The sequence below is a fragment of the Adlercreutzia sp. ZJ138 genome (genome assembly GCF_011038935.1).
Lineage (GTDB): Bacteria > Actinomycetota > Coriobacteriia > Coriobacteriales > Eggerthellaceae > ZJ141.
Genome location: NZ_JAAKEA010000016.1, coordinates 13,361 through 30,277, shown reverse-complemented (window position 1 = coordinate 30,277; position 16,917 = coordinate 13,361). Strand labels below are relative to the sequence as shown.

Annotated in this window: 14 protein-coding genes; 5 read left to right on the top strand and 9 right to left on the bottom strand. The window is 56.0% G+C overall.

The window, feature by feature from the left end:
- The first annotated feature begins 1 nt into the window (after position 1).
- The 5 genes from G7Y43_RS07495 to G7Y43_RS07475 are packed head-to-tail and all read left to right on the top strand — an operon-like array spanning position 2 to position 2,933.
- Positions 2 to 328: a hypothetical protein gene (locus G7Y43_RS07495; RefSeq protein ID WP_165045646.1), complete on the top strand. Its 327-nt coding sequence runs from the start codon at positions 2 to 4 to the stop codon at positions 326 to 328.
- Positions 325 to 822 (top strand): DUF4860 domain-containing protein, encoded by a 498-nt coding sequence (locus G7Y43_RS07490; protein WP_165045644.1) that lies wholly within the window; start codon positions 325 to 327, stop codon positions 820 to 822. The genes G7Y43_RS07495 and G7Y43_RS07490 overlap by 4 nt, the downstream gene beginning before the upstream one ends.
- Before the next feature lies 1 nt (position 823).
- On the top strand, positions 824 to 1,333 hold the full coding sequence (locus tag G7Y43_RS07485) for a hypothetical protein (protein ID WP_165045642.1): 510 nt from the start codon (positions 824 to 826) through the stop codon (positions 1,331 to 1,333).
- Positions 1,333 to 1,851, top strand: a complete 519-nt coding sequence (locus G7Y43_RS07480) for a S4A5 electrogenic sodium bicarbonate cotransporter 4 (protein ID WP_241158196.1) — start codon at positions 1,333 to 1,335, stop codon at positions 1,849 to 1,851. Before G7Y43_RS07485 ends, G7Y43_RS07480 begins: the two co-directional genes overlap by 1 nt.
- A gap of 8 nt (positions 1,852 to 1,859) precedes the next feature.
- Positions 1,860 to 2,933: a type IV pilus twitching motility protein PilT gene (locus G7Y43_RS07475; protein ID WP_165045640.1), complete on the top strand. Its 1,074-nt coding sequence runs from the start codon at positions 1,860 to 1,862 to the stop codon at positions 2,931 to 2,933.
- Between the two features lie 117 nt (positions 2,934 to 3,050).
- Here G7Y43_RS07475 and G7Y43_RS07470 read toward each other — a convergent pair whose 3' ends face one another.
- The 9 genes from G7Y43_RS07470 to ligA form a co-directional block, all read right to left on the bottom strand.
- Positions 3,051 to 6,011: a hybrid sensor histidine kinase/response regulator gene (locus G7Y43_RS07470; RefSeq protein WP_165045638.1), complete on the bottom strand. Its 2,961-nt coding sequence runs from the start codon at positions 6,009 to 6,011 to the stop codon at positions 3,051 to 3,053.
- A gap of 56 nt (positions 6,012 to 6,067) precedes the next feature.
- Positions 6,068 to 6,436, bottom strand: a complete 369-nt coding sequence (locus G7Y43_RS07465; protein ID WP_165045636.1) for an Hpt domain-containing protein — start codon at positions 6,434 to 6,436, stop codon at positions 6,068 to 6,070.
- Positions 6,437 to 6,471: 35 nt separating this feature from the next.
- The gene (locus G7Y43_RS07460) at positions 6,472 to 8,628 is read right to left on the bottom strand and encodes a diguanylate cyclase (RefSeq protein ID WP_165045634.1); all 2,157 of its coding nucleotides are present in this window, start codon (positions 8,626 to 8,628) and stop codon (positions 6,472 to 6,474) included.
- A 554-nt stretch (positions 8,629 to 9,182) separates the two neighbouring features.
- Complete coding sequence (locus G7Y43_RS07455; RefSeq protein WP_165045632.1) at positions 9,183 to 9,776, bottom strand: ABC transporter ATP-binding protein; 594 nt, start codon at positions 9,774 to 9,776, stop codon at positions 9,183 to 9,185.
- A complete protein-coding gene (locus G7Y43_RS07450; protein ID WP_241158195.1) occupies positions 9,769 to 10,911 on the bottom strand; it encodes an ABC transporter ATP-binding protein in 1,143 nt (380 codons plus the stop codon). Before G7Y43_RS07450 ends, G7Y43_RS07455 begins: the two co-directional genes overlap by 8 nt.
- A 12-nt stretch (positions 10,912 to 10,923) precedes the next feature.
- Entirely contained in the window at positions 10,924 to 11,868 is a 945-nt protein-coding gene (locus G7Y43_RS07445; protein ID WP_165045630.1) for an ABC transporter permease, read from the bottom strand.
- Positions 11,865 to 12,845 carry an ABC transporter permease gene (locus tag G7Y43_RS07440; protein ID WP_165045628.1) on the bottom strand — a complete coding sequence of 327 codons (981 nt, stop codon included), beginning with the start codon at positions 12,843 to 12,845 and terminating at the stop codon, positions 11,865 to 11,867. Before G7Y43_RS07440 ends, G7Y43_RS07445 begins: the two co-directional genes overlap by 4 nt.
- 8 nt (positions 12,846 to 12,853) lie before the next feature.
- A complete protein-coding gene (locus G7Y43_RS07435; protein WP_165045626.1) occupies positions 12,854 to 14,509 on the bottom strand; it encodes an ABC transporter substrate-binding protein in 1,656 nt (551 codons plus the stop codon).
- Positions 14,510 to 14,737: 228 nt separating this feature from the next.
- Positions 14,738 to 16,873, bottom strand: coding sequence for an NAD-dependent DNA ligase LigA (gene ligA / locus G7Y43_RS07430; RefSeq protein ID WP_165045624.1), 2,136 nt, complete (start codon positions 16,871 to 16,873; stop codon positions 14,738 to 14,740).
- Positions 16,874 to 16,917 lie beyond the last annotated feature (44 nt).

Sequence of the window (16,917 nt, the reverse complement as noted above, 5' to 3'; positions counted from 1 at the left end):
TATGCATCACGAACTTACACAGGATCAACTGAGACACCGCGCCAGACGGCGCGTAGGCGCACTGCTGGCAGTGGTACTGATTGTGATCGTTGGCTGGTTTACCTTCGAACGCATCGATGCTTCGCTGCGAGAGCAAGGTGAGCTGTCAGTACGCAACGCTATTCTTGGCAGCGCGAAACAGTGCTGCGCGATCGAGGGTTCCTACCCTTCCTCGCTTCAGTATCTTGAAGACAATTACGGGCTTGTGGTCAACCATGATGACTACGTAATCACGTACAGCGTGTTTGCGGGTAACGTAATGCCTAATGTGGTGGTGTTGGCGAAATGACCGGCCGCGATAAAGACTTCGGCATAAGATCACACGACCGCGAGCGTGGCGGACGAATGTTTACCACGCTGCTGTTCGCGGTCATAACTCTGTTTTTGCTGGCAGCGTTTCTCGTTGGCGTGAACGCATATCAATCAGCAAACAGCATGCGCGCCAATGCCGACGAAATGCGATTAGGGCTCTCGCTTCTGTCTAATTCCGTACGTACCAATGACGTAACTGACGCCGTGGGTGTTGCACAAGGCCCCGAAGGGCCGGCACTCGTGTTAAGCGAGCACGTGGACGCAGGTGATTACGAGACGCGGCTGTACCTGTATCAAGGCAACGTTGTGGAAGAATACGCTCGCGCAGGTTCGGCATTTACGCCCGAACGAGCTCGCGAAATGGTTGCATCTGAGAGCTTTGATTTTACGTACGAGAACGGACTCCTTACCATTTACACCGATCAGGGATCCACGTGCATCGCCCTGCGAAGCGTGCGAGGAGGTGCTTGATATGTCTGAAACATTAAGCGCATCGTTCGCAGAATCTATCGCGAGTGAAAAAAGTGCCGTACTGGAAGGTTGCGACGCAACAGCTATCAATATGGAGCGCATGCGTCGGCGAGCGCACCCCGCAGAGCACAGATCGCGCCACGGCCGGGCGTTTGTGATCGAGGCACTGTTCTTGCTCGTGTTCATGATGGGATCACTCGCAGTGCTCACAGGACTTATGGTGTCATCGTACGAACGGGGCGCTGCCTCCGATGACTTGTCACGCGCCGTGGTACTTGCTGCCAACGACGCTGAAGCTTTCGCAGCTAACCCCGAAGGCGAAAGCCTTCAAGCTACTGATGGTATCGGCGCTACCGACAGTGAAAGGGACTTTAAGCTTGAGCGCATTGTCGAACAGCATCCACAAGAAGCAGGCACGCTCTATGTGGCTCATATAACAGTTTCTGATGACGAGAGAATAATCTATACACTCTACACGTCACGCTACGTCTCAAACGGGGAGGTGGGTTGATGAGCAGCAACATAAGAATGACACGCGGAAGCGGGTCGGTACGCATCGGCCCGGTGAGCGTGTTCTCGCTCGTGATCGTGCTCTGCTTGGCGGTTATGGCTGTGCTTGCCGTATCAACAGCGCAAGCAGCCTACACCGCCGCAGAAAAGCAAGCATGGTTCACATCCGCCACCTACAACAACGAGCAAGCGGCACAAAGCTTCGTTGCTGAAATCGACGGCGCACTTGCTGGTGTGCGCACGGACAGATCAGCTGCCAACGCTGAAGAGGCAAACGCCGATGTCGTAGCAGATGCGCTTGTCGCCGTAGCAGACGTCATCAGTGCATACGAGGGTGCCTACATAGACGGCAACCAGGTGGGAGCCGAGTTCTCAAGCGACAGCGGACGCACGCTTTCGGTGGTACTCACCATTCGAGACGATGCCACCTACGAAATATCTCAGTGGCGTGCCACCACTCAATGGAATGAAGCCGGCTCTGGCGAGGTGCTGTGGTCGGGTTCCGCTCAATCACGATAGGAGATAACATGGAACTGAAACAGCTACTCAAGGAAATGGTTGACGCGAACGCGTCCGACATCTTCGTCATCGCTGGCCTGCCGCTTTCCTACGAGATGGGTGGCAGGCAGGTGCGCCTTGACGTCGCGCCGTTTACACCCGCCGACACCGAGCGCTTCGTTCGCAGCATCTACGAGATGTCTGGGCGAAACATGAACGCGTTCGAGAGCAGTCTCAACCATGACGACGACTTCTCCTTCGCCATCGCCGGCATCGGTCGCTTCCGCGTGAACATTTTCCGACAGCGTGGCTCGTACAGCGCGGTTATCCGCGTGATCCCCTTTGGCTTACCCAACCCCGCCGACTTCCATATTCCCGACGAAGTACTCGACCTGACGCGATTCCAAAAAGGCCTCGTGCTGGTGACAGGACCTGCTGGTGTGGGTAAGTCAACCACACTCGCATGCATCATCGACAAGCTGAACCATGAACGCACCGGGCACATTGTTACCATGGAAGATCCCATCGAGTACATACATCGTCATGGAACCTGCATTGTAACGCAGCGCGAAATTCCCACCGATGTGGCCACGTATAGCGAGGCACTGCGCTCGGCCATGCGCGAAAGCCCCGACATCATCTTGCTGGGTGAAATGCGAGATCAGGACACCATTGGAACCGCCGTCACCGCTGCCGAGATGGCGCAGCTGCTGTTCTCCACACTGCATACCTCGGGTGCTGCGAACACGGTCGACCGCATCGTTGATGCATTCCCTGCTTCGCAGCAGCGTCAAATTCGCATTCAGTTATCCATGGTGCTTCGCGCTATTGTCAGCCAGCAGCTCGTGCCCACCATCGACGGCGGCGTGATGCCGGCCTTCGAGATTATGGTAACGAACACCGCCATCCGTAACCTCATTCGCGAGTCGAAGACGCACCAAATCGACAGTGCTATCGCCGCAGGAGGCGCCGAAGGTATGCGTACCATGGACCAGAGTCTGTTTACACTGGTGAAAGAAGGGCATGTAGCTCGAGACGTGGCACTGCATTACGCACACCATCAGGAAGCTTTGGAGAAGCGTTTCGAGGTTGAAGGATTGTAAGCGATTCGACGAGTAGCAGCAAGCAAACAAGAATAGCCACACCAACCGCACCGAAAAAAGAGAGGGTACCGACATAAACATCGGTACCCTCTCTTTTCGTACGTTCTTACTGCAAGATTACTGCAAGAACTCCCTCAATACCCTCACCAATGTGTTGATCTCGAGCGGCTTTGACATGTGCGCGTTCATACCCGCATTCAACGCTCGCTTCATATCGTCAGCGAATGCATCGGCTGTGAGTGCAACAATAGGAATAGTTGCCAAGTCGGGGCGACCAGCCAATCCTAACGAACGGATGGCTCGCGCAGCCTCGTAACCATTCATTACCGGCATCTGACCATCCATGAGAACCAAGTCGAAGGTTCCCGGCGGGTTGTCGCGCAACATTTCCAGCGCAACCCTACCATTGATAGCATGCGCTGTAGCAGCTCCCGTAAACGATAAGATATCCAATCCAATGGACGCTGCAAGCTCGTTATCCTCAACCAGCAGAATACGCTTATCCGAGAAGTCGGCTTGGCGAAGCAAGTCGGCTTCTTTCGCTGCATCATCACGCTCAGCTTCATCGTCCTTGCCACCCACCAGCAGGCTATTCATCACATGAACCAAGCGAGACTTAAACATCGGCTTTGACACAAACGCATCAATGCCCGCCATACGTGCCTCTTGCTCGATCGCCATCCAATCATAGGCCGACAAAATGATGATAGGCACATGGTCGGGTAGAATCTCACGCAGCTCACGAGCCGTCTCAATGCCACTTTTACCTGGCATCTTCCAGTCCAGAATAACCGCTGAGTATTCTTCGGGTGTCTCAACCCGCTCCCGCACACGAGCAATGGCAGCATCGCCGGAAAGCACGTAATCGGGTACCATGCCAATCTCGTCCAGCATCTCGCAGGCACCCTCGCACGCCACCTGGTCGTTATCAGCCACCAAAACGTACAAATCACACAGCGCCGAGGTGTCTTCAAGATCAGCCTCGCGCAGCTTCAAATGCACCGTCACCACAAACGTGGTACCTTCGCCCAGTTTGCTCTGCACGTCGATAGAGCCGTTCATCAGGCTGACCACGCTCTTCACGATGGACATACCCAAACCCGTACCCTCAACGTTGGTCATGCGGTTGTCGTTCGCGCGCGCGAACGGCTCGAACACGCGCTCAACGAATTCCTCACTCATGCCGCAACCCGTGTCGGTGAACGTGAACTGGTAGCACGCACACCCGCTGATGCGCGTGGGAATTTCGGCGATGGTAAGCCCAATGGTGCCGCCTTCAGGCGTGAACTTTACCGAATTACCCATAATGTTAACGAACACCTGCTGCAGGCGCATGAAGTCACCCACCACATGCTCGTGGATAACACCTGCAGTATCAACCTTTAGGTGCTGTTGCTTTGCCGCCACCTGCGGATGGATGATGGTAAGCAAATTCTCAATGGCTTCAGGCAAGTCAAAGTCGTCCTCTGCCAGCCCGATATTGCCACTCTCGATCCGTGCCATGTCGAGCACCTCGTTAATAAGCCCCAGCAAATGCCGGCTTGACACGGTGATCTTCTGCAGGCAGTCCTTCACACGCTCGGAATCGTTGATATGCATAGTCGCGATGGCGGTAAGTCCCATGATGGAGTTCATGGGCGTACGAATATCGTGGCTCATGCTACCTAAGAAGTCGCTCTTCGCACGCGATGCCTGCTCGGCGGCACGGTAGGCGTCCTCGAGCGCCTCACGGGCGCGCGCTTCCTCCACCTTCACCGTGGTCACGTCCTGCACGGCGTACAGCAGGCTAGCAGGGTGGCCTTCATTATCGCGACGCAGGCACACCATGGACGGCTGCAGCCACCGCACCTCACCCTGATAGTTCACGCGGTATTCGAAACGCATAATTTGCACGTCAGGCGTGAAGTTGCGCATGATGCTATCAAGCATAATCATGTCGCGCACTTTCTCGCGCTCATCATCGTAGACGGCCTGACTGACCCAGAAGTTAGCGAAATCCGTAAACTTGCCGCGCTTCGGAAGACGATCGTCGAGATCCTCCCCTTTGATATACTCGTATATGTTGTTTTGCAAATCGAGAACAGCAAAGCGCTTAAACAACTGAGAAGATGCATCGGCAACACGTTCGAACTGGTCTTTTTTAATTGTGATCTCTTTATTCTTCCGTGACGCACGCACGATAACAACCGCGAGGGCACAAATAAACACCACGATGATGGCCGCGATCAGCGCAATGCCGATAATGTTGGTACGCTCTACAATGGATGTATTGATGGTTGCCGGATAGGTGCGCAACAACGTCCAGTCGTGATCGGAGAGCTTCACCATGTACGCAAGTCCCAAACCACGCGGAGATTCGTACGTAAACGTCATGGACTCGCCTCGCTCAAGCGATGGCAAGAGTTCTCCAACTGAAGTTCCATCAGTACTGTCAACCGCGCTGATGTCAAGCTGATCAGACTCAACCTTTACAAACGTGCTCGAGTATGCAATAACAACACCCTCGTCGTTGCACAGGTAGGTCGACGCGTACTCGTTGTAATACGTTGTCGATATGGTCCTCTCGAGCAGCTCGTTGCTCCATACGCCCGACATCACACCGACATAGGTATCCCCGTCATACACAGGTTCGAAGAATACGATGGACAAACCCTCACCGATACGCTCGTCGTTCACCGTGGCAACGCCTGCTTCCTTGATGGGGTTTTCCCGAGGCTGTACCTGGCTGACCTTGCCGCGCGAATTGTACGTAGTTCCATCAACCGTTTCGAACGCTAGATAGTCGAAAGGTGTACCTTCCTCAAGAAACTCCAGCTCGTTGCAGATCTCGTCGTCGGTCGGATGAACCTCTTCGAAGAGAGTACTCGCCATGAATAAGCTCTGTTGAGAGTTTTCGAACACGCTATCAAGACGTTCGAGCGCCTGGTTCGTGCTTGCTTCGAGGTACAGCGCATTTTGAGAAACGGTGCGCTGATAATTCATCGAAAGAAACGCGGCGATGATTGCCACGATACATGCCGCTACGATCGTCGCGACGACAATGCGCCAGCGAAGCTCTTTCTTATCCTCGCTTTGCATGGTGAGATACCTTCTCTCCCGTCCTACTATCCTGATGAAATTGTGAGTCGGGCACGTTACTCGTTAACGGTCGCCAATGCGTCGATCGTCGTTCGGTAGGCGTCTTGCACGGCTTCCATGAGCGGTACAAGCGCCGCCTCATCAACAGCGCCGCCCTCTTTAACGGGACGCAACGCTTGCGTGAGTTCGTCGGCTGCCACGTGCAGCGGCATGAAGCCTAAGTCGTGGCTCACACCTTTCAGTGTGTGAGCTGCGCGGAAGGCGTCTTCCAGCGCATGCGCTTCCATGGCGCGCTCAAGGTTGGCAAACGTATCGTCGTGAGGAAACATCCCCACAAACTTCGCCACACGCTCGTCGGTGAGCAAGCGCCCGCGCACCCCTTCTAAGTCTCCACCCATCATGGCATAGCACGATTCCAACGTCATGGTTATCTCTCTCCTTGTTTCTTCGTTTATCTCAACTATGATTTATCGTTTCCTCGCCGTTTTGCGACACCTGCCGATTGGCGTCGCTCACGCCCGGTATAGCTCCGTTCTGGCTTATCGATGGGAGACAGGCTCGATACCTCGCAAACGGGCCCTGTCTCATCTTCGCAGAACGAGCATGAACCGCCACCCAACCGTTTCACGCGGTAAAGCGCCCGGTCGGCGCAGCGAAACATTTCATCGTAATCTTTTCCCACCACGTCGGCGCAAGCAACACCCATACTCGACGACACGGGGAAACCCTCGAATTCGCTGCGAATGGCAGAATGGATACGCCGCGCCAGATGTCGCCGGTCGGTTTCCTGGTCGCACATCATGAACACAAGGAATTCATCGCCCCCAATACGCGCCACCAAATCATCCTCGCGCACGCTAGCGCTGAGACGATCGGCAAAGTAGCGCAGCACGCGGTCACCGAATTCGTGGCCGTACGTATCGTTAGCCTCCTTGAAATGATCCAAATCAACAATCAGCATAATAAATAAGCAGTCGGGATTCGCCTCCATACGCTCGGTTGCCACCTTGCGTGCGTAGGCATGGTTCGCCAGTGCCGTGAGCGAGTCGTGCCATGCCCGAAACTGCAAATCCATCAGAAGTGAGCGCTGGTCGTGCACGTCAGTGAGCTTGCCGAGTGCGCCCATGTACACCGGTTTGTCATCATCGGACCACAGCGCGCGCGACACCACGTTGTACCAGCGTGTCTCGCCGTTCGCCACACCGCACATGTCGAAACGAACGATGGGATCGTCAGGCGAGGTATCCATCATGCGATGAAGAAACTCGGTAACCCCTTCGCGCCCAAACACACGGATAAGCGTCTCGCTGTTCTCTGGATCGGGAATAACCTCAGGCAGCCCCAAATTGATGCGCCCGTAGTCAGACATCACCAACATAGGAGGATCTTGCGACAGCTCATACTGAACCTCGTTGGACATCTCGGCATAGAAGTTATACTTCATACGCTCGTAATCCAACAAGCTAATCGTGCGGCTCGTCGTTCCCTTTTCGTCAACGTCCGCCAACGCCTCCATAACGCGTTTCGTTCCGTAATTGCCGCGTCCGTCGGATGAGAGGCTTTCCATCTGTCCGTGGATGGAGTCAGCGTTATCGCGCAAAACGTCAATAAGCAGCGGGTTGAACGCGCCGCATTCACCACCAATGATCATACTCATGGCCTTCTCGTGTGAGAAGGCCGGCTTATACACGCGTTCGCTGGTGAGAGCGTCATACACGTCAGCCAAAGCAACCACCTGAGCGGAAATAGGAATATCATCACCCACCAAGCCATCGGGGTATCCGCGCCCATCGTAGCGTTCGTGGTGCCAACGGCAAATGGCGTACGCGGTCTTCACCAGCGGCTCGTTTTGACCGGTGGGTAGTTTTTCCAGCATTTCGGCTCCCACAGCCGAATGTGTCTTCATGATACGGAATTCCTCGTCGGTCAAGCGCCCTGGCTTGTTTAGGATTTCCTCGGCGATAGCAATCTTGCCAATATCATGCAAGCTCGACGCCATGGAGATCGTCGAGATGTCTGCAGAGGCGAGATCATATGCATCGGTTTTTTCCGCCAGACAGGTGAGCAAAATCTCAGTTAAGGCACGCACACGCAATACGTGCATGCCGCTTTCGCCGTTGCGGAACTCCACGATGTGGCTCAATATGGAAACCATAAGGTTAACGTCGCGCTCGCGCTCGTTGATCTCATCGGCCACCATACCAGCTAGTACTCGCTGCTTGCTGTACAGCATGATAGTGTTGCGCACGCGGTGACGCACGATGTTAATATCGAAGGGCCGGGTAAGAAAATCAGTGGCACCCAGCTCGTAGGCGCGCTCAATGTATGCCGGATCGCTTTCGGCCGACACCATAACCACAGGTATGTCTTTGATCCAGCCGCGTCGCTGCATGACGGAAAGCACTGCGAAGCCGTCCATCTCAGGCATCACGTAGTCGAGCAGCACAAGTGAAATACCCAGCCCCAACTTGCTAATGGCGGCAATAGCCTGCTTGCCGTTCTCTGCTTCGATAACATTGAACTCATCCGCCATCATGTCAGCCAGCAACGCGCGGTTAAACATCGAGTCATCCACCACGAGAACGGTCTTCTTTTTACTCAGAGAGGTGGCTACCATATACCCCCCCCCGATGATCGTTTTGGTTGCGAGCCAGCATGCACCAACAGTCCCTTTCCATCTCGCGCGCGCCCGCACCTGAACGCGCAACGAAGAGCTTCGCGTTTATGCCTAACACCATAGTGCCAAACATCCGATAGTTCTTCCCATTAACTTGTATCCCCTCCCCCGCAAAAATGCGTTCCCGCAGAATCTTATCACGTATGGCATACGATTGTGCTGATCGTAACCATGATTACATATGAGTGACACCATACTATGGGAACCACAACACTAAAGAGCACGAGTAAGAATGCGATAGAGTTCTGATGACATGCGAAACGAAAGCGCCAGACCAGAGCGAAATGCCCGTCAAAGACCACAAGAAGTTAAGGAAACACTGATTAATCCGTCTTGCCCTTCGTTGACGACTCGGCACAGGGTAAGACGAATTCAATCAGTGTTTCCTTCATATCGTCTACGACGGCGCAGCGATGGATGCAGAAGAGCCGGAGCAGTGCGGTAGTGCAGCAGTGTGGAGCAGTTCAGCGGTGCGGCGCCATGGCCGCAACGCGCTAATCAAGACGTACGACTCTCGTGGCAATACGCTCGGTAAGCGCCGGCGAATGCGACACAAATACGAGTCCGGCGTTCGCGCGCGCCACTTCTTCGAGTAACACGCGCCAAATTCGGGCCTGCGTAACAGCGTCAAGCATGGTAGACACTTCGTCGGCGACGAGATAGCGTGGGCGCGCGATAAGCGCCCGCGCAATGCAGAAACGCTGCAATTCACCGCCGGATAACTCATGGGGATAGCGCGACATCCAGTGGCTCTGAATACCAAGTGTGCAAAGCAGTTCAGTTGGGGCTTCTCCCGCCTCGGCGAGCACATTACGCATGCGCATACGGGGGTCGACCGTTCGTTCGGGATGCTGCGACACCAGCTGCACCGGACACACGCCACGCCTCGGCAGCGGTGCGCCGTCAACCAGCACGCTCCCCTTCTGCGGCAACTCATAACCTGCAAGCAGGCGACACAATGTCGTTTTGCCGAAACCCGAACGCGCAACAAGCGCCACACGCTCGCCCGGCTCAACCGCCAGATTGAAATCGCGGTAGAGCGGCGCACACCCCGGATACGCAAACGTAACACCCCGAACCTCAAGCATGCGTTATCCCTTTCTCAGAACAAACCTCCTCAAGCTGAGCAGCATCTCCTCGGTCCACATCAGTCAGCGAGGGTGCGCAGGGTGCGCCAGATTGCGGTGAGAGCCCGAGGAAGCGGCCTTCGGGCCGCGACGAGGGGTAGGAACCGCAAGATGGCGTGCACTGTGCGACCGCAGCGTCGGCGAGTTCCGGCCGTTCGTTAGAACGGACGGAACCAAAGGGGGCGACCGCAGCGTCGGCGAGTTCCGGCCGTTCGTTAGAATGGACGGAACCAAAAAGCGCGTGCCAGAGTTCCTTTGTGAAGGGATGCTGCAGCGTGTCGGGACTGGCAAAGTTCTCCACGGCGGTTTCCTCAACGATGGTACCGTCTTGGAATACAGCCACACGATCAGCTACACGGAGCGCAAGCTCAATGTCGTGCGTGATAAGCATAACCCCACCCCCGCCGTCGGCGAACGCGCGGAAGTCATCGAGTGCACGAACAGCCAGTTCAAGGTCGAGCCCAGGCGTCGGCTCATCGGCAATAATCACACGTGGGTTGTCCATAAGCGCACAAGCGAGCAGCACGCGACGAGCCATGCCACCGGAAAGCTCATGCGGATAGAGTTCTTCCACAGAAGATGCAAGTCCGTAACGCTCAAACAGCTCACGCTGACGCGCTGCACGACCGCCACGTTGCACACCTCGCGCCGCGCGGCCGAACCCTCGAACCTGGCGGCCCACCTTCATCAGCGGGTCTAAGCTGGCAATACTTTGAGGAACGAGCGATATTCCGTTACCACGAAGGCGGGAGAGCTGTTCCGCATCGCACGGCTCGCCGTCAAACCACACCCGACCTCGCACTGTGGCATTCGGTTCGAAAATACCCATGATAGTATCGGCCAGAAGCGACTTTCCCGAACCTGATGCACCCACGACGGCAACGATCTCGCCACTATGAACCGAAATGCTCAGATCGTGCACAGCTTTAACAAAGCGCTGCTTCGCCAAAAAGAACGAAGCGTCGGTGTCATACATACGAAAGCCAACGGAAAGCCCCTCTACCTGCAGTAAATGATGCCCCCCACCATGATAAGAGTCAGGCGCATGCGTGTGATGATGGTGCGAATCGTTCGCATGATGATGCAACTCGTGCAAACCGGCGACCTCCTATTCCTGCGAACTGTGCGGATCGACAAGCTTACGCAAACACGACCCCGCCACGTCGAACAGCAGCACCACCCCAACGAGCGCACATCCAGGAAACACTGCCAGCCACCACATGCCAGCGGACAGATACGCCATTGATTCACTCAAGATAACACCAATCGCTGGCTGTTCGGGCGACAGACCGAACCCCAAAAACGTAATAGCTGCCTCATGCAGGATGGCATGGGGAAACAGCAGGATAAGCCCAACCAAAAACTGTGGAAACACGAACGGGAACACATGCGTAAGCGCGATGCGTACTCGGCTTTGCCCGAGCCGCCGCGCTACCTCAACATAACCCGCCTGCTTGCATTGCAGCACTTCGGCGCGCACCACACGTGCCAAACTTGGCCAATGCGTCACCGCTACGCCAACAGTTACACCCCAAAACCCCTTACCAAGCGCAAACGATATCAGTACGAGCAATACAATATGGGGCACGCCCATAACCAGATCGATAAGCCACGTGACCGCTGCATCGACCCGTTTGCCCCCCAGTGCCGCAGCAGCGCCTAAAACAAGCGCGATGATCGATGACACTGTGGCGGCCAACAACCCCACGAGCACACTCGTTGACAAGCCAGCCACGGTGCGCAGTAGCATATCGCGTCCCATCCAATCGGTGCCGAAGGGATGCTGTGCACTTGGAGCTAAGTTTTTCGCCATGAAATCGGTAGCTGTGGCAGCGTCGGAAACAAGAATGCCAAAAACCACCACCGCAACCAGCGCGCAGACAGCGGCAATGAATGCCGCAAGTGTCGCTTTCCGGTTAGCTACACACGCGCGGCGCGGCGCATGCAGCAGCGGCACAGATGGTGTAGATGGTTCAGACGGTGTGGGGACGAAAACGTCGTCGGAATGAACAAGTTCTCCAGATGAAGTCGCTTGGACAAAGGGACGGCTCATAATACGGCCCCTTTCCGGATACGTGGGTCGACCACCCCGTACAGCACGTTCGCAACCAAGTTTCCAAAAAACACAATGGCTGCCGACAACACTGCAATACCGGCAAGCAGCGCTGCGTCGCCACCAAGACCGGCCACAACCGCAGCCTGCCCCAACCCCGGATACGAAAACACCTGTTCAACCAACACTGATCCGCCTAAAATCTCGGATACAGATGCGAACTGCAGCGTGATGGCAGGCAGCGCGATATTGCGCAACCCATGCGCGCGAAGCGCCTCCCACAGGGTTAGGCCCCGCGCGCGAGCAAAGCGCACGTAGTCACTCTCAAGCACATCGATGGTTTTCTCGCGCGTGTGCAAAGCGATGTTCGCCACGCCCACCACCGACAACGTGAGTGCAGGCAATATCAAATGACGCAGCGTGTCAGTAAGGGTCACGTCGTCGGCCGAAACGCCAATGGGTACCGAAAAACCAAAGGGAAACCACCCCAGCTGCACCGAAAACACAATCAGGAACACCAGGCCCAGCCAAAACGTGGGAACCGACGCCAACAGGAAGCAGTACCCCTTGACAATACGATCAAGAAGACGCCCTCGGTTTGCACCTGCTGCAACACCAAGCACGAAGCCTAACGCACCGCTTATCACCCACGCCACTGCCATGAGCGCCAACGAATTAAGCGCACGTGTGGCGATAACCTCAGAAACCGGCGCATTAAACCGCAACGATGTACCCAAGTCGCCCTGTACGGCGCTGGTAAGCCACGAAACGTAGCGCTCCCAAAACGGCGTTTCCACCCCCCAGTACTCACTGAGCTGGGCTCGCTTTTCCTCGCTCATACCAAGATACGCCGCCTGACCCACGTTCGCTTGAACAGGATCAATAGGCGATACGCTCACCAACGCGAACACCACCAAGCTCACTGCTAAAAGCAGCAGCAACATCTTTACAGCATTTCGAATGAGAAACCGCGCCATAACTACCTTTAAGCCCAACTCCACTTATCAACGTTGTTCACAAGCGACCACCCATGCCCATGCGGATGCGGCTTCTGCTCAGCAACGCTTAACCCAGCGCGTTGGAAGTACAAATGATCGACGTTGGCCAGCCAAATCCACGTGGAAGCCCCGCGCGGTGCCACACCCGTATGCGTTTCCTCGTCCCACTGCGCACGCTGATAGAATTCATAGGAATCCTCCACGTTGCGCTGCGCAATCGCAGCCTCCAAATTCGCATCAACCTGGGCGTTCTCGTAGCTTGCATAGTTTCCCCAGCCATTCGAATGGGTGAGCTCGTAGAGCTCAACTGGCGAGTTCGATCCCCAACCCCACAAAACCGGCTCTGAGTACTGATGTGGATAAATGTCGTCCCAGCTGGCGCCTTTCACGTTTACCTCGATGCCGAGTTCGGCCATCTGCTCGGCGAAATCGGATGCGAGTGCCTGACGAACCGAGTCGCCTGCCGAATAGTACAAATTGAACGACGCACGAACGCCATCCTTCACCAGCACGCCGTCAGATGCGACCGACCAGCCGCCTTCAGCAAGAAGCTCCCGCGCTCGATCGACGTCGTACTCGACAGTCATATCGGCAGACGACCAGGGCATGCCGTCACCAACACTCCACGCAACCGTGCCATAACCGTTCAGCACGTGATCGATCATGCGGTTGCGGTCAACACCGCAGTTCATCACCTGTCGCAGAGACACATCGCAGGTGGCAGCGTTACCCACCTCATACGACACGCCGCCGTCTTCCTCTTTCGCAGGGCTATCCACCGGCACACTTGGCAGCGATATGCCACGCGAGTCTACTGAAGCGCAGTTCAGCAACTCGTAGCCACTTGGCAATGCATCGGCGAGCGTGGCTGAGGTGTACGCGACGTCAATCTGACCCGCCTGCGCACCGGCAAGCGAGGCGTCTTCTTCCATGAACACCACCACGACGCGCTCCATCTGAACAGCGTCGCCATAGTAGTCGGGGTTCGCGCGCAGGATAACCTGCTGCCCCTGATCCCACTGCTCAAGTACGTAGCGGCCGCTACCAATGGGGTTCTTTCCGTAATCGTTACCATAAGCGTGCTCCGGTACGATACCCACCACTGCCAGCGTGTACAGCAGCGCATTAAACGGCTTTTTCAAACGGATTTCAACCGTTGTGTTATCGACAACCACCGTCTCATCAACCATGGACAAATCACACTCCGACGCTTCTCCTGTGGCAATGCTATTTATAGTGAAGGCGACATCGGTAGCAGTAAGCGGCTCGCCGTCGGTAAAACGCACGTCATCGCGAATATGGAAGGTCCACGTCAAGCCATCTTCGGAACACTCATACGACGTGGCTAGGTCGTTTTTGAACCCGAGATTCACATCAGTGGTGATAAGCGTCGATTGGATGAGCGGCTCGTGCACATGCTCGCCGCAGCCCCATGCAACCAACGGGTCGAAACCCGCCGCCGGCTCAGATCCCGGCGTCATGGACACAATCACCTGACGTACACCCTCGCTGGAATTCGCCGACGCACCACCAGCTTCGCCTTCCCCGTTTCCCGTGCATGCACCAAGCACGCCGCCGAGGGTAAGCGACGCCATACCAACACCAGCCAACTTCGCAAAACGCCTCCGTGATAAGGAAACCATACGCCCTCCTAAGGGTCATAAGCGGCACGCAGCCATACTGTAATATGTTACGATTTTTTATTCCGTAACATACAATAGCAGAGCAGCGATGCTTTTTGCCCGCGAATCAGCGAATAGTGCTACGAATTATGGAACTGTGTTACTTGAAACAAGAACGTGAGCCCACAGACATGCAATCACTCTCATCAACGAAGACTCAGGTTCGTAATCTTATACGACGGCCGTCGTTTAGACCTGAGGCGGCTCTCCCGTTTCCAGAATCCGCAGCAGCGCCTGCTCGTCAAGCACGGGCACACCTAAGCTCACCGCTTTGTCGTACTTGCTACCAGCCGCCTCGCCAGCAATCACGAAGTTCGTCTTCTTCGACACACTGCCCGACACCTTCGCCCCCAACGCCTTCAGAGCACTTCCCGCCTCGTCACGGGTCATGCCGCTTTGTACCAAGCTGCCCGTGAGCACAAACGTAAGCCCTGTCAACGTCTGTTCGTGCGCATCATGCACGGCCGACATCTCATCCTTCAGACACACACCTGCCGTGCGCAAGCGGTCGATAACACCTATGTTGCCAGGGGTGCGCAGGAACACGAAAATACTGCGCGCGATCTTTGGGCCCACACCATCAACGGCGGCCAAACCCGCCTCGTCAGCAGCCATAAGTTCATCGATGGAAGGATACGCCGCAGCCAGGCATTCGGCTGTGGCCTTACCGACATGACGAATTCCCAATCCGAACAGCGCACGAGAAAACGCGCGGTCGCGGCTTGCGTCAATAGCGCTCACCAGCTTTTTCGCCACGGTATGCCCCAAGCGGATAGGCTCGCCCTCCTTGTTCTGCCGTCCCATGTTAAGCAACGCGAGCTCGGTTTCGGTAAGCGAGTAGTAATCGGCAACGTCGGAAAGACGGCCAGCCTCCACCAAGCGGCTCACGATTTCCTCACCCATGCCATCGATATCCATAGCACCACGGCTCGCCCAATGCAGCAGGCGTTCAAGCGCTTGAGCAGGACAGTCGATAGAAATGCAGCGATGCGCCACTTCTCCTTCCTCACGGATGACAGGGCTTGAGCAGCTCGGGCACACCTCAGGCATACTCCACGGTTGAGCATTCACATCGCGCAGCGAGAGCACTGGCCCTAACACCTCGGGAATTACATCTCCTGCTTTACGCACGATAACCGTGTCACCAATGCGCACATCCTTGCGACGCACCTCATCGAGGTTGTGCAGCGTGGCACGCGACACCGTAGAACCCGCCACCACCACCGGATCAAGCTCGGCCACCGGCGTAAGCGCTCCGGTGCGACCCACCTGCACGGTAATATCGCGAAGAAGGGTCGTTTTTTCTTCGGGGGGAAACTTGAACGCGATAGCCCAGCGTGGCGCGCGGGCAGTGTATCCCATGGCGCGCTGCTGAGTAAAGGAATCGACCTTTACCACCACGCCATCAATCTCGTAGGGAAGCTGCTCGCGGCGCTCGACCGCGCGCTCGCAGAACGCCCGCACCTCATCGCGCGTAACACAACGGGCAACGTCGGGGTTTACGTGGAAACCCGCAGCGCGCAGCCACTGGAGCAGTTCCCATTGGGTTTCAGCGGAAAGCGCGTTCGAGTCGGCAACTGCGTACAGAAATGTTGACAGATCGCGTCCGGCAGTCACTTTCGCATCTTTTTGCCGTAAGCTTCCCGCTGCAGCATTGCGGGGATTAGCAAACGGCGTGCGTCCGTTCGCCTCAGCGGCTCGGTTAAGCCCTGCAAAGCTTGCCTTAGGCATGTACACCTCACCACGAAGCTCGATGGCGGCGTCTTGTCTCCTTGAAGCAATGCCACGTTCAAACCCTTCGCGCAAACGCAGCGGCACGTCATGCACCGTGCGCATGTTCACCGTCACGTCCTCGCCGGTGGTTCCGTCCCCACGCGTGGCAGCACGCACGAGCCTACCGGCCTCATAGGTCAGCGCAATAGACGAACCGTCGATCTTCAGCTCACACACCACTGGAACAAACGATCCAAACGTCTCTTCGACGCGATCCATCCACGCATCGAGCTCGCCAAGGTCCATGGCATTGTCGAGCGAATACATGCGCTGTTCATGACGAACAGGAGTGAACTGTTCGCCCACATAACCTCCCACACGCTGCGTGGGACTTGCCGAGTCAACGAGTTCGGGATGTGCTGCTTCAAGCTCTCGCAGCTCGCGCATAAGCGAATCGAACGCCGCGTCGGAGATTTCAGGTGCGTCCATGGCGTAGTACAGGTAGGTGTGATGCTCGATTTCACGACGCAGCGCTTCCGCACGCGCCGCCGGATCGGTGACACAAGCCGCTAGATCACGGCCGTCGAGTAAGGTCTGCTGATGAGCACTCATACGGATATCCTCGCAAATGTAGTTTTCTTCACATTGCATTCCAG

What these genes read in the sequence shown, in the direction of transcription:
- G7Y43_RS07495 (WP_165045646.1), top strand. Translation starts at nt 2, where the DNA reads ATGCATCACGAACTTACACAGGATCAACTGAGACACCGCGCCAGACGG.
- G7Y43_RS07490 (WP_165045644.1), top strand. Translation starts at nt 325, where the DNA reads ATGACCGGCCGCGATAAAGACTTCGGCATAAGATCACACGACCGCGAG.
- G7Y43_RS07485 (WP_165045642.1), top strand. Translation starts at nt 824, where the DNA reads ATGTCTGAAACATTAAGCGCATCGTTCGCAGAATCTATCGCGAGTGAA.
- G7Y43_RS07480 (WP_241158196.1), top strand. Translation starts at nt 1,333, where the DNA reads ATGAGCAGCAACATAAGAATGACACGCGGAAGCGGGTCGGTACGCATC.
- G7Y43_RS07475 (WP_165045640.1), top strand. Translation starts at nt 1,860, where the DNA reads ATGGAACTGAAACAGCTACTCAAGGAAATGGTTGACGCGAACGCGTCC.
- G7Y43_RS07470 (WP_165045638.1), bottom strand. Translation starts at nt 6,011, where the DNA reads ATGCAAAGCGAGGATAAGAAAGAGCTTCGCTGGCGCATTGTCGTCGCG.
- G7Y43_RS07465 (WP_165045636.1), bottom strand. Translation starts at nt 6,436, where the DNA reads ATGACGTTGGAATCGTGCTATGCCATGATGGGTGGAGACTTAGAAGGG.
- G7Y43_RS07460 (WP_165045634.1), bottom strand. Translation starts at nt 8,628, where the DNA reads ATGGTAGCCACCTCTCTGAGTAAAAAGAAGACCGTTCTCGTGGTGGAT.
- G7Y43_RS07455 (WP_165045632.1), bottom strand. Translation starts at nt 9,776, where the DNA reads ATGCTTGAGGTTCGGGGTGTTACGTTTGCGTATCCGGGGTGTGCGCCG.
- G7Y43_RS07445 (WP_165045630.1), bottom strand. Translation starts at nt 11,868, where the DNA reads ATGAGCCGTCCCTTTGTCCAAGCGACTTCATCTGGAGAACTTGTTCAT.
- G7Y43_RS07440 (WP_165045628.1), bottom strand. Translation starts at nt 12,845, where the DNA reads ATGGCGCGGTTTCTCATTCGAAATGCTGTAAAGATGTTGCTGCTGCTT.
- G7Y43_RS07435 (WP_165045626.1), bottom strand. Translation starts at nt 14,509, where the DNA reads ATGGTTTCCTTATCACGGAGGCGTTTTGCGAAGTTGGCTGGTGTTGGT.
- ligA (WP_165045624.1), bottom strand. Translation starts at nt 16,873, where the DNA reads ATGAGTGCTCATCAGCAGACCTTACTCGACGGCCGTGATCTAGCGGCT.